The organism is Actinacidiphila bryophytorum (assembly GCF_016916835.1).
Lineage (GTDB): Bacteria > Actinomycetota > Actinomycetes > Streptomycetales > Streptomycetaceae > Actinacidiphila > Actinacidiphila bryophytorum.
In genome coordinates, this window is record NZ_JAFFIX010000001.1 from 256,673 (window position 1) to 269,133 (window position 12,461).

The 12,461-nt window shown below is 75.4% G+C and carries 8 protein-coding genes; 1 reads left to right on the forward strand and 7 read right to left on the reverse strand.

Features of this window, described 5'->3' with window-relative positions; translation table 11 throughout:
- Nucleotides 1-34 precede the first annotated feature (34 nt).
- The 4 genes from JT723_RS01100 to JT723_RS01115 all read right to left on the reverse strand — a co-directional run bounded on the left by JT723_RS01100 (nucleotide 35) and on the right by JT723_RS01115 (nucleotide 7,736).
- Nucleotides 35-1,096, reverse strand: a complete 1,062-nt coding sequence (locus JT723_RS01100; protein ID WP_205042412.1) for an ABC transporter ATP-binding protein — start codon at nucleotides 1,094-1,096, stop codon at nucleotides 35-37.
- Nucleotides 1,093-3,882 (reverse strand): FtsX-like permease family protein, encoded by a 2,790-nt coding sequence (locus JT723_RS01105; RefSeq protein WP_205042413.1) that lies wholly within the window; start codon nucleotides 3,880-3,882, stop codon nucleotides 1,093-1,095. Before JT723_RS01105 ends, JT723_RS01100 begins: the two co-directional genes overlap by 4 nt.
- Nucleotide 3,883: 1 nt before the next feature.
- Nucleotides 3,884-7,219 (reverse strand): ABC transporter permease, encoded by a 3,336-nt coding sequence (locus tag JT723_RS01110; protein ID WP_205042414.1) that lies wholly within the window; start codon nucleotides 7,217-7,219, stop codon nucleotides 3,884-3,886.
- A gap of 112 nt (nucleotides 7,220-7,331) precedes the next feature.
- Nucleotides 7,332-7,736 (reverse strand): globin, encoded by a 405-nt coding sequence (locus JT723_RS01115; RefSeq protein ID WP_251512793.1) that lies wholly within the window; start codon nucleotides 7,734-7,736, stop codon nucleotides 7,332-7,334.
- A 73-nt stretch (nucleotides 7,737-7,809) separates the two neighbouring features.
- Here JT723_RS01115 and JT723_RS01120 point away from each other — a divergent pair, with 73 nt between their 5' ends.
- Nucleotides 7,810-8,733: a methyltransferase domain-containing protein gene (locus JT723_RS01120; protein ID WP_205042416.1), complete on the forward strand. Its 924-nt coding sequence runs from the start codon at nucleotides 7,810-7,812 to the stop codon at nucleotides 8,731-8,733.
- A gap of 11 nt (nucleotides 8,734-8,744) precedes the next feature.
- Here JT723_RS01120 and JT723_RS01125 read toward each other — a convergent pair whose 3' ends face one another.
- From JT723_RS01125 to JT723_RS01135, 3 genes are all read right to left on the reverse strand, one after another.
- Nucleotides 8,745-9,695, reverse strand: a complete 951-nt coding sequence (locus tag JT723_RS01125) for an FHA domain-containing protein (RefSeq protein WP_240164876.1) — start codon at nucleotides 9,693-9,695, stop codon at nucleotides 8,745-8,747.
- Between the two features lie 92 nt (nucleotides 9,696-9,787).
- Nucleotides 9,788-11,131: a vWA domain-containing protein gene (locus JT723_RS01130; RefSeq protein WP_205042417.1), complete on the reverse strand. Its 1,344-nt coding sequence runs from the start codon at nucleotides 11,129-11,131 to the stop codon at nucleotides 9,788-9,790.
- A 54-nt stretch (nucleotides 11,132-11,185) separates the two neighbouring features.
- Nucleotides 11,186-12,457: a PP2C family protein-serine/threonine phosphatase gene (locus JT723_RS01135; RefSeq protein ID WP_205042418.1), complete on the reverse strand. Its 1,272-nt coding sequence runs from the start codon at nucleotides 12,455-12,457 to the stop codon at nucleotides 11,186-11,188.
- Between the last annotated feature and the right edge of the window lie 4 nt (nucleotides 12,458-12,461).

Genomic DNA, 12,461 nt, shown 5'->3' on the forward strand with positions numbered 1-12,461 from the left:
ACGCACCGGCGCCCCGAGGCGCCGCTGCCCCCGGTCAGTCCTGCTGCTGGGCGGGGTGGTCGTCGGGGCGGACGGTGATGTGGTCCTGCTGGAGTTCCAGCAGCACGCGGCGGCGGATCTCCAGGGCCTCGGTGTAGTCGCGCGGCAGCTGGAGCCGGCCGGCCCGGTCGACGGTGGCGTACTCGCGGGCCACCACCGACTCCTGGCCGTGCTCGTCGATCTCGGTGCGCCGGACGACCTCCGAGGCGGTGCGGCCGTCCCTGATGGCGACCGTGCGGTGCACCGCGTCGGCGACCGACTGGTCGTGGGTGACGACCACGACGGTGGTGCCCAGCTGCTCGTTGGCGGTGCGGAAGGCGCCGAAGACCTGTTCCGCGGTGGCGGAGTCGAGTTCGCCGGTGGGCTCGTCGGCGAGGACGACGTCCGGGTCGTTGGCCAGGGCCACCGCGATGGCGGCCCGCTGCTGCTCGCCGCCCGACATCTGCGCCGGGTGCCGGTCGGCGCAGTGCGAGACGCCGAGGATGCCGAGCAGTTCGGCGGCGCGGGCCGTGCGCTGCCGCTTGTGCCGCAGCCCGCCGCGGCCGGACAGCTGCATGGGCAGGACGACGTTCTGGGCGGCCGTCAGGTACGGCAGCAGGTTGCGCGCGGTCTGCTGCCAGATGAAGCCGACGACCTCCCGGCGGTAGCGCAGCCGGGACTTGGCGTCCATCGCGAGCAGGTCGTAGCCGCCGACCGAGGCGGCGCCCGCGGTGGGCACGTCGAGTCCGGCCAGGATGTTGAGCAGGGTGGACTTGCCGCTGCCCGACGCGCCGACCAGCGCCATCAGTTCGCCCTTGCCGACGAGCAGGTCGAGGCCCTGCAGGGCCTGTACCTCCACACCGTCGGCGGTGAAGATGCGCACCAGCCGGTCGCAGCTGATCAGCGAGTCCTGGCCGTACGCCGGTCCGTCGCGCCGCTCGGCGACCTGCCGCTCCAGCTCCGCGAGGCTGGCCGGGGCGGGGGCCTGGCCGCGGGTCGTGGGCGTACCCCCGGCGGAAGGCTCCGCCGTACCCGCAGTGCCGGAGCCCGGCTCCTCCGTCGTCCCGTGTGCGCTCATGTCGTCCGGTCACCCGCTCTCAACTCGGTGCTTTCACGGCGTCGCCCGCTCGCCCAGGCCTGCCCCAGCAGCACCGCGCAGGCGAGCAGCAGCAGACCGGCCGACGGCAGGGCGAGGGACCAGGGGTCGGCGCGCAGGCCGACCCCCGCGGAGGGCGACGGTGTCGAAGTGCGCGCGCTGCCGCCGAAGGTCAGGGCGTGCAGGTCGATGCCTGGGCCGAGCAGCGGGACCACCGCGAGGCCCACCAGCACCCCGCCCACGGCGGCCAGCAGCACCTGCGGCAGCATCTCCAGCAGCACGAGCCGCCGGGACTGCCGCTGCGGCATCCCCAGGGTGCGCAGCCTGGCCAGCAGCGCCCGCCGCCCGGGGGCCGCGGCCATCAGCGACAGCAGCAGTGCCAGCACGCTGTAGCCGGCCCCTGCCGCGACCGCCGCCAGGTAGAGCTTGCGGGCGCCGCTCTGCAGCGGGCTGTCGGACAGCACCGCCCGGGTCTGGCTGCGCAGTTCCACCGTGGCCGGGCTGCTGCCGCTTGCTGCGACCTTGCGCAGTGCGGCGGCGTCGATGTGCCGCCCGGACGCGGTGGTGGCCAGCAGCGTGGTCGGGCCGCCGTACTGGGGGAGCGCGGCGAGCCGCGGGTGCTGTGCGTGGAGCTGCCGCCCGGAGACGATCACGAAGTCGCCGTCGCTGTCGCTGTCGGCGGGGGTGGACCGCAGGGTCGCCGCCGCCCGGATGCCGGTGGCGCCGACTCCGGTGTCGACGGGCTTGGTGTCGCCGCCGATCAGGTCGGCGATCTTCGGCGAGACCACGGCGGGCAGCGGTCCGTGCGCGCCCGCGGCGGCCCCGGCGCCGAGCGCGTCCGCAGGGAAGGTGGGCATGCCCACGGAACGTGTGATGCGGGCGTACAGGGCCGGGTCGTCGACGATCAGCAGGTCGAAGTTCAGCGGGATGTCCTGGCTGGCTGCGTGCGGCTCGACCCGGATCGCGGCCACCTCGCCGACCCCCGGCACCTTGGCGACCTCGCCGGGCAGCCTGGCGTCCAGCGGGTAGATCGAGTCGACCCTGGCGTCGGCGCCGACGGCCACCGCGGCGGCCCGGTCCCTGGCGTGGCCGATCCCGGCGAGCACCGAGCCGCCGAAGGACGCCACGGTGAGGGCCACCAGCAGCGCGAGCAGCGGCAGCCGGCCGCCGGACGAGGCCCGCCCGGCGCGCGCGAGCCCCAGGTGCGTCACCGCGCCCCGCAGACGCGCCGCGGGGCGGGCCAGCCGGCGCAGCGGCAGCGGGTAGATCCGCAGCAGCACCAGCGCGGCGGCCACCGCGACCAGCACGGGCGCCGCGGCCAGGAAGGGGTCGGAGCCGTCGGCGGTGCCGCGCCGCCGCAGCGCGGCCACGGCGGCGGCGACCAGCACCGTCACCGTCAGCTCGATGACCAGCCGGCGCCGCGAGGGCCGCTGCGCCACCAGGTCCTCGCGCTCGGCCGGCCGTGGCCTGCGGGCGGCCAGCGTGGCCCGCAGCGGCATCGCCAGCGTCCCCGCGGCGGTGACCAGCGCGCCGAGCAGCACCGCCGTGGCGGAGCGGCCCGTGGGCAGCACCAGCAGCGCCAGGACCGTACCGGCGGCCCCCGCGGGCACGGCCGCCGCGCCGGTCTCGGTGACCAGCCGGCGGAAGATGCCGCGCAGTGAGCCGCCGCGCGAGCGCAGCAGCGACATCTCGCCGCGCCTGCGGTCCGCGGCGAGGCCTGCGGCCATCAGCAGCACCGCGAAGGCGGTGGTGCCCACGCCCACGGCGGCGATGAGGACCAGCGGCTCCGATGCGTCGCGGTCGTCGGCGAAGTTGTCGAGGACCGCGCCGACGCCGGCGGAGGTGTGGAGTGATGAGGAGCCGGTGGCGGTGGCCAGCCGGGTGGCCAGCGGCCCGCTGCCGAGCGCGGCCAGTTCCGCGCGCAGGCCGGGCACGTCGTGCGCGGTCAGCTGTCCGGTCTGCAGCGGGTGGTGCCAGTACAGCGAGGCGCCCGTGCCCAGCAGCGGCATGGAACGGGCCGCGGTGGGGTCGACCAGGACCGTGAAGTGCCAGTACGTCCGCGGCGGGTCGATCGGAAGGTGCGGCGGGTAGCTGACCAGCGGGGCGAGCATGTCGTCGTCCATGGTCCAGTAGCCGGCGGCCGGGTCGCGGGGCGCCACGATGCCGCTGATGCGCACCGCGAGCGGCTTGGCGCCGAACTTCATCATGTGGACGGTCTGACCGACCTTCAGGTGCAGCACCTGGGCGGTCTTCTCGGTGACCACCCCGTCGAAGGCCAGTGCGGCGGGACCTGCGGGCTCGGGCCTGGGCAGTTGGCCCGCGACGACCTTCACATGGTCGGCGAGGGCGGCCTGCGCGACCAGGACGGCCCCGGGCGCGTGGTCGGAGGTGCGGGGCAGTTCGGGGTCGGGGACCTCGGCCTCGGCGCCGGAGCGCACGCCCTGGACGACCTCGGAGGGGTCGATGCGCAGCGGTGGCCGCAGCAGTGCGCGGAAGTCGCGTTCGACGCCGCTGATGGTGGCGGGCTTGAGCTTGTCCTCGCCCGCCGGGTCGTCCGAGGTGCGGTAGTCGTCGGAGATCGACACCCCCCGGTCGCGGGGGGCGGCGCTCGCGACGGCCTTGCGCAGGGCGCGGTCCTCGTAGCGGTCCACGGCCCGCGGCAGGGCCGCGGCGAGGAAGGCGGTGACCATGACCAGGGCGGCCAGCGCGAGGGCACTTGCGGGGGCGGCGCGCAGCCGGGTCCGCAGCCAGGAGTCGGTGAACGGCATGTCAGTCCTCCGCCTGGTGACGCAGGGCCGCCGCGGGTTCGCCGCGCCGCACGGCGGTCACGACGAGCACCAGCAGCGGGGCGGCGAGCAGCACCGCGACGAGTTCGGCCAGCCGGCCCACCGGCAGTTCGATCACCAGCGGCGGCACCGGCCGGGTCGCCTGCCCGGTCAGCACGATCAGCGGGGTGATCAGCCGGGTCAGGAAGGTGCCGAGCGCCAGGCCCACGGCGAGCGAGACCAGCACCAGCAGGCCCTGTTCGGCGGCCAGCATCCGGGTGAGTTTGCGCCGCGGCGCCCCGAGCGCCCGCAGGACCGCGAATTCGGTGCGGCGTTCGCGGGCCGCGCCCATCGCGCCGACGGCGAAGCCGACCGCGGCGAGCACCGCCGCCGCGATGACCGCGGCGGGCAGCGCGGACTGGGGGCCTGCGCCCAGCGGGTCGGCCCGCAGTTCCGCGGCGGCCGCGGCGCGGTCGAGCACGGTGTCCACGTCGGCGCGGGCGCGCAGCGCCGCCGCGGCCCGGCCCGCGGCGCCGGGGGCGGTGCCCAGCCACCATTCGGTGGGCTGCATCGGCAGTGTGTCGCCTGCGGCCAGCACCTGGTTGACGGCCCGCAGGTCGAGCAGCAGCGCGCCCGAGTCGTCCGTCTCGCCGGCGTCCGCGGTGCCGGGCAGGGCGTGGACGGCGGAGCTGATCTTCACGGGGGCGGTCACATTGCCGAGTTGTACCTGCACGGTGTCGCCGACCTTGGCGCCGGCCGCCCGCAGGTAGCCGTCGGTGGCGATGCCGGTGAGCTTGGCGGGTGTCCGGCTGCCGGCCAGGACCCTGACGGTGCCGGTGTCCTGCTGGAAGGTGCCGGTGCCGTTCTGCTGGAAGGTGCCGTCGCCGCCGCCGGAGAAGGTGCCGGTCTCGTAGCCGAAGGAGAGCAGTGCGGCGCCGCCGGACTGCATGCTGCCGGCGCTGGGGGTGACCGCGCCGGGGACGGCGCCGAGCGAGGCGTCGTCGAAGCCGGCGCTGCCCACCCAGGACTGCCCGTCGGGCATCCGCAGCGGCTCGACCGCCCCGTCGGCCCGGGTGACCTGCGCGGAGGTCAGGACCAGCTGCCGGGTCTCGGAGGGGCCGGGCGGCACCTGGTAGGAGGACTCGAACCGCACCAGCCGCAGCGGCCCGGCGGGGGCGCCCTTGCCGGCGGCGGTGGCCAGGTCGAGGGTCAGGGTGTGCGGGCGGCCGTCGGGCGGCAGGTCGCCGAGCGCGAAGTCGTAAGCGACGCCCTCGGCGTCCACGACGGCGGCACTGACGTGGTCGGGCTGGTCGCCCGCCCCCGCGGGCCTGCCGCCGCGTGCCGCGGTCAGGGTGGCCTGGAAGGCGACCTGGCGTGCGGTGCCGTCGACGGTGAGGCCCTGGTCGTCGGGTGCGGTACGCAGTGGTGCCAGCAGCGCGGGCAGCGGGCGGCCGTCGGTCAGGTCGGACCTGATGCGCATCGCACCGGCCGCCTTGGTGGTGTCGATGACCAGGGCGGTGGCGTACTTGTCGCCGGACAGCAGCAGGGTCTCGCGGGCGGCGGGCGCGGCCGAGGTGACGCCCGGTGCGGCGGTGAAGATGCCGGCCTGGCCGAAGGGCGGTGTCGTCATCCCGGTGACCCGCAGGTCGGCGCCCACGGAGAAGTCCGCCTGGTCGCGCTGCGAGCGGTCCCAGCTGGCGCTCTGCCCGATGGAGAACATGCCCATGGCCACGGCGAGGACCAGCAGCAGTGCGGCGGCGGCGCCCCGCCGCGGGCGCCGGGCCAGCTGCCATCCGGCCAGTGCCAGGGCAAGGCCGCTGCCGCGGGCGGCGCGGCGCTCGCCGAGCCGGGCGGCGGGCGGCAGCAGCCGCAGCACCAAGACGGTGCCGGCCAGCAGGCACAGCGCGGGCGCGGCCACCAGGACCGGGTCGATGCCGAGGCCGCCGGACTTGTCGGAGCTGAGCGCGCCGCTGCCCGAGGCGCGGCGCTGCAGCTGCCAGTAGGCGACGCCGGCGATGACCAGCAGGCCGACGTCGGCGCCTGCCTGCAGTGCGCCGGGCAGGCCGCCGCGGCGGGTGCGTGCGGTGGTGCCGGTGGAGCGCAGTGCGGGCACGACCACGGCGAGGGCGCAGGCCAGGGCGGCGGCTCCGGCGACCAGCCAGGCGCTGCCCGCGCCGCCGCCGTCGAGGGTGACCCCGGTGCGGGCCATGGCGCCGGTTCCGGCCAGCAGGTGCGTGACGGGTCCCGAGAGGAGCGGCGCGACCACTGCCGCGGGCAGGGCGAGCAGCAGTGCCTCGCCGGCGGCGAGCCGGGCCACCCGGCCGCGCGAACCGCCGCGGGCGCGCAGCAGCGCGGTCTCGCCCGCCCTTTCCTCGGCGAGGAGCTGGGCGACCAGCAGCAGCGCGAAGGCGGCCAGGATGACCAGCTGGAAGGCGCCGATGAGCAGGGTGGAGCGGGTCACCAGCAGGCTGCGGCGCAGACCGTCGAGCAGGTCGGGCAGTCCTGTGGTGGCCTGGGCGGCGCCGGTGGCCTTGTCGGTGCGCAGCCCGGCGGTGGTGTCCTTGACGGCGGTTTCGAGGGTGTCGATGTGCCCTGCGGCGGCCTTGCGGAAGTCGCCGGTTGCCTGCCAGGACATCTCGTCGGCGGCGACCCGGCCGGAGTCGAAGGTGCCGGGGTCGGCGAGCAGGGGGCCGTAGGTGGTGAAGGCGAGGGTGTGGATGCCGCGTCCGGCGAGCGGGTCGAGCTGCCAGTAGGGCGAGGCGGGGTCTGCGGGGCGGTAGACGCCGGTGATGTCGACCTTCAGCGGGGGGCCGCCGAGCCGGTCGGCGAGGGTGATCTGCCGTCCGGCGGCGATGTGCAGCGCCCTGGCGGCGCTTTCCGGCACCGCGGCCTGGACGGTGGCCGCGCCCTTGGTGGCGGGGGCGGGCCAGTGGCCGCCGACGAGCGCCAGCTGCGAGCGGTCGAAGGTCGCCAGCAGTGTCAGGTCGGGTTCGGTGTTCTTGGGCGCGCTCGCGGGCCGCAGCGCCAGGGGCAGGCCGTAGGGGCCGGACCTGGTGCTGGCCTTCACCTGCGCGGGCAGGTCGCCGAAGGCCCGGTCGAGCCGGCTGCGTACCGCGGTGTCGAGGGCCGCCTTGTCCTTGCCGGTCAGCGAGGCCTTGACGTCGAAGGTGGAGCGGTCGGCGGCCTGGTGCTGGAGGGTGCGGCGCAGGGCCGCGTCGCCTATCGCGCCGGTGTAGGAGGCGAGGGTGGCCAGCACACAGGTGGTGAGCACCACGGTCAGCAGGGCGGCAGCAAGGAGCAGCCGATGGGCGCGGACGCGCATCAGTACGAATCCGGTCACCCGTGCCGCCCCCGTCCTCTCACTGATCGGATGCTTTCAACACAAGGGGGCGTGCGGAAACATGTCGAGGATTGTCGCAATACGATCGTGACCCGCCCCGCGGCGGCCCGGTTCAGCCCGGTGTGTTCACCATCGAAGCGGCGGCATACACCAGGTAGTCCCACAGTTGCCGCTCGTGATCCGGTGCCAGTTCCAGTTCGTCGACGGCCGTGCGCATGTGGCGCAGCCACGCGTCGTGTGCGGCTTTGTCGACCTGGAAGGGCGCGTGGCGCATCCGCAGCCGCGGGTGGCCGCGCTGGTCGCTGTACGTGCGCGGGCCGCCCCAGTACTGCGACAGGAACAGCCGCAGCCGCTCCTCGGCCGGGCCGAGATCCTGCTCGGGGTACATCGCCCGCAGCTCGGGGTCGTCGGCGACGCCCTGGTAGAAGCGGTGCACCAGGCGGCGGAAGGTGTCCTCGCCGCCGACCAGCTCGTAGAACGTCTGCTGCTCGACCGTGCCGTGCGGGATGTCAGTCACCCCACCATGGTCGCAGACGGCCCGGCGGAGGACCCGGGTCGTAGGACCCCTGCCGCGGGCGGAGGATGAAGGCATGGCCGGGTCGGTTCAGGACCAGCGTCTCCGGGCCGCGGCAAAGGCGCTGCGGCACCGGATGGTGCGGCGCATCGTCGCGGGCGGCGGGCTGAAGGACCCGGCATGGCGGGCGGCCTTCGAACAGGTGCCGCGGCACCTGTTCGTGCCGGTGTACTACCGCGGGGAGACGGGCGAACCCGGGCACGGGCGGTACGCGGCGGACGACCCCGACCCGCGGCGGCGGCTGCGCTGGCTGACCGGTGCCTACAGCGACCAGCCGATCGCCACCCATGTCGCGGGCGGCGAACTGGTCTCCTCCAGCAGCCAGCCGTCGCTGATGGCGCTGATGTGCGAGGCGCTCGGCGTCCGGGAGGGCCAGCGGGTGCTGGAGATCGGCGCGGGCACCGGCTACAACGCGGCGCTGATCGCGCACCGGCTCGGCGGTACGGGCGCGGTGACGACCATGGACCTGGACGCGGCGATCACGGCGTCGGCCCGCGCGAACCTGGCCGCGTACGGCACCCCTGAGGCCCTGTCGGTCACCGTCGTCACCGGCGACGGGGCGCTCGGGCACCCGCAGGGTGCGCCCTACGACCGGGTGATGGCCACCTGCGAGCTGCCGTCGGTGCCGCCCGGCTGGACCGAGCAGTGCCGGCCGGGGGCGCGGATCCTGGCGCCCTTCGCGTCGGGCCTCGTGCTGCTGACCGTGCTCGGGCCGGGCAGGGCCGAGGGGCACTTCCTGCCCGGGCCCGCCTACTTCGTGCCGCTGCGCGGCCTCGGCGCCGGCGTCGGGCCGCCCGGCGTGGGCGGCGAGCCCTGGCTGCCGGACCGGCACCCGGCGCGCACCCGCTTCGGGCTGAGCGTGGACGGCCGTCGCCAGTGGATCTGGCTGGACTCCCCGGACGGCCCCGACACCTGGCCGGTGCCGACCGCGTCCGGCTGACCGGGCGGCTGTCAGATCCGGCGGATGGTGATGGTCGTCCAGGCGCCGACGTGCACCCGGTCGCCCTCGGCGAGCGGGATCGGGGTGTACGCGGGGATCGGGTCCTCGGCGAGGTTGACGGTGGTGCCGTTGGTGGAGTCCTGGTCGACCACCGACCAGGAGCCGTCGGGCTGCTGGACCAGCACCGCGTGCTTGTGCGAGACGCCCGGGTCCTCGGGGGAGCGCGACAGGTCGATGTCGGGCGACTCGCCCGTGCTGTGCCGCTGTCGGCCGATGGTGATCTGGTTGCCGGTCAGCGGCAGCTCGAACTCGGGCGAGAAGGCGGGGAAGTACAGCCCGCTCGCGTCGGGGCCGCTGCGGGCCATGACCGCGGTGAAGTACTCCCGGTCCGCGGCGATCACCGCCAGCCACGCGCTGCCCGTGCGGGGAGCGGCCGGGTGGGCCGTACCGGCGGATGAGGTGCCGGGTGCGCCCGGCGCCGCGGTCGCCGAACTCGGCGGGTCCAGCAGGAAGTCCCCCGAGCCCGAGGTCACCGTCACCGATTCCGACGGCAGCGGCTCCGCGGGCCGGTTCACCCGGGACGGCCGCGACAGCTGGGAGTCGTAGCGCTGGTAGGGCGGCCGGTCCGGCGCGGTCGGTGTGATGTGCGGGGCCGGCGGTACGAAGGTGGTGGCCGAGTGCGTCTGGAAGTTGTAGCGGCACTCCTCGCAGAACAGCGCCATCCCCTCCCGCGGCGTCCCGCATGCCGGGCACAGCTGCGCCGCTCCTGCCCCCGCGGCGCCCGCCCCGGCCGGGTCGTAGCCGAAGGCGGGCTGGGGCGAGACCGGCGGCGTCGAGGAGGAGGACGCAGCCGACGACGGGGGCCGCGTGCTGTACGACGAGGACGGCGGCGCGGGCATCCGCATACCGCAGGTCTCGCACCAGTCGGTGGCCGCGGACTCGTGGCCGTTAGGACAAAGCATCGTGCCGGCTCCCCCTCCGCCCCCCGAGGGCGGTTCTACAGGTTGTGCGCGAAGCTACTGCGTGACGCCGTCGCTGCGGCGTCCCTCCTGCGCTATTTCTTCACCCGCACGGTCTTCGTCGACCGTGTCTCCAGGGTCATCTCGTCGGCGTCCGCGACGCGGGCCTTCAGTCGCACAGTACCGCTCGGCGCGTCGACGACGTCGACCACCTTCGCCAGCAGCTTGGCCGTGTCCTCGTTGCCGAGCGCGCTGGCCAGCTGCACCGCGCGGCCCAGTTTGGCCGTGGCGCCGTCCATGTCACCGGACTTGCGGGCCTCCAGGCCCTGCTGGATGGCCTGCGCCAGCTCCGCCTGGCCCGTGTAGTGCGCGACCTGCGGGTTGATGCGGGTGGACGCGGCCATGTCGTCGGTCCACAGCGCCCGCACCAGGCCCTGGGCCAGCACCTGAGGGGTGCCGTCGGGCTGCGGCAGCACCAGCGACATGCGGGCGGCGAGCATCTCCTGCCCGACACCGGCGTTGGGCACGCGCACGCACACGTGGTAGTCGCGGGACTCGTCGCCCCACGATCCGGTCGGGTAGTCGCCGGCCCGCGGCCCCGCCTCGCTGCGCCGGGCGGTCAGGTCCTCCACCGCCGGTGCGACCTGCTTGACGAAGACGATCTCGGAGCCCTGCGGGGTCCACAGCCGCAGGCTGACGTCCGCGACCTCCTTGCCCATCGCCTTCTCCATCATCGCCTGGAAGTCGGCGGCGAGGCCCGCCGGGTCGGCGACGATGTCGACAGAGCCCAGCAGCGCCGAGGCGATCCCGGTCAGCTCCTTGACCTCCCAGTCGGTGCCCACACCGCGCGCGTCGCAGGTGAAGCGGCCCGCACAGGTGTCGAGGGCGGACTGCAGCTCCTCGGGCTTCTCGTGCTCGTTGCGGCCGTCGGTCAGCAGGATGCCGTGCCGGATCGCGGCGTCGCCGGACGACAGCAGCTTGTCGGCCAGCCGCAGCCAGGTGCCGATCGCGGTGCCGCCGCCCGCGGTCAGCCGGCGCAGCGCCTGCTTGGCCTGGGCGCGGGTCGCCGGGTCTGCCACCGCCAGGCCGCCGTTGGCCGGGTAGACCTCACGCGCCACATGGGTGCCGCCGATCACCGCGAAGGCGACGCCGTCGCGTATCGCGTCGATCGCGACGGCCGTGGCGTCGCGCGCGTTGCGCATCTTGGTCGGCGGGTACTCCATCGACCCCGAGCAGTCGACCATGATCACCACGCCCGCGCCCGCCGTGCTCCCGCTGCCCGCCGCGGCACCGGGCATGGGGTGGCCGCCGGTCGTGCCGCCGCCGGTCGAGGTGACCGTCACGATGGCGTTGACCTCCCGGCCGCCCTCCGGCAGGTACTCGTTCTGGTAGACGTCGACCGAGAACTGCGGCACGTTCGGTTTCGAAAGAATGGCCATCGCTTCCTGCACTCCTTAAAGCCATTGCACAGCCCCGCCCAGCTTTTCCGGAAGCTACGCGGATGGAAATCCTGCCCGGGACACGGCGGCCGGGAACGGCAGCACCGCGACCGTTACGTTGTCGTGGCCGCCGCCGTCCAGCGCGACGCCCAGCAGGGTCCGCGCGCTGTGCAGCGGGCGGACGCGGGCGTCGGCCGGGATCGCCTCGGCCATCTCGGCGGCGGACTCGGCGTAGTTCCACAGCCCGTCGGTGCACACCACGATCACCCCGGGCCCCTCGGGCTGGAAGGCGGCCACGTGCGGGTCGACCTCGATCGCGTCGGCGCCCAGCCAGCCGGTGATCGCGTGCGCGCGCTCGTCGGCGTACGCCTCCGCCTCCGACATCAGGCCCGCGGAGACCATCCTGGCCGCCCACGAGTCGTCCTCGGTCAGCCGGGAGGCCGGCAGGGTGCGGTCGTCGGGGATCCAGTACGCGCGGCTGTCGCCGATCCAGCCGACCGTGAAGACCGGCCCCGTCACGACCGCGCTGACGCAGGTGCAGGCAGGGGCGTTGTGGTGCGGGACGCCGCCGGGCGGCTCCTCCTCGGCTGCCAGCGCCGTCACCGCCTCGAAGGCCGACATCAGGGCGGCGCGCATCGCGTCCTCCGCCGGGGTGCCGCGCTCCAGCGAGGCCAGCAGCGACTCGCGGCCCGCGGTGGACGCGGCGGCCGACGCGTCGTCGGGTCGGTAGGCGGTGGACACCCCGTCGCACACCACCGCGGCCACCGCGGGGGTGCCGTCCGGCAGCGAGGCGGTGGCCACCGCGAAGGCGTCCTCGTTGCGGTGGTGGCGCAGCCCGCGGTCGCTGACCGCGGCCACACCCTCCAACTCCTGCTCCTGGTGGTCGCGCTGGCGCGGCTGGGCGTGCCCGCAGTGCTCGCAGTAGCCGTCGTCGTCGACCCCGCCGAGCCCGCACGCCACACACACAGGACCCTCGGGGGCCGGCGGCTCCTCGCGCGGGTCGGACAGCCGCGCGCCGGGCAGCGCGACGCCGAGCGCGAGGGTCTCGCCGCCGGCTTCCTGCGCGGCCCCGGCGGGCTTGGGCGGGGCCAGCACGAACGCGTCGGTGGCGGGACCCTCCTCGGGCCGCTCCGCCGCGGGAGCCGGCGGGGCGGCCGGCGGCGCCTGTGCGGCAGGGACGGGCGCAGGGGCGGGGACTGGCGCGGCCAGGTCGTGGCCGCAGCTCCCGCAGAAGCGGTCGTCCGCGTCCAGCGGGTCCGCGCAGTTGGGGCAGAGCGCCGGCGGGGCGGACTGCGCCGCCCGCGCCGACTCGGGGAGTGGTGGCATCTGG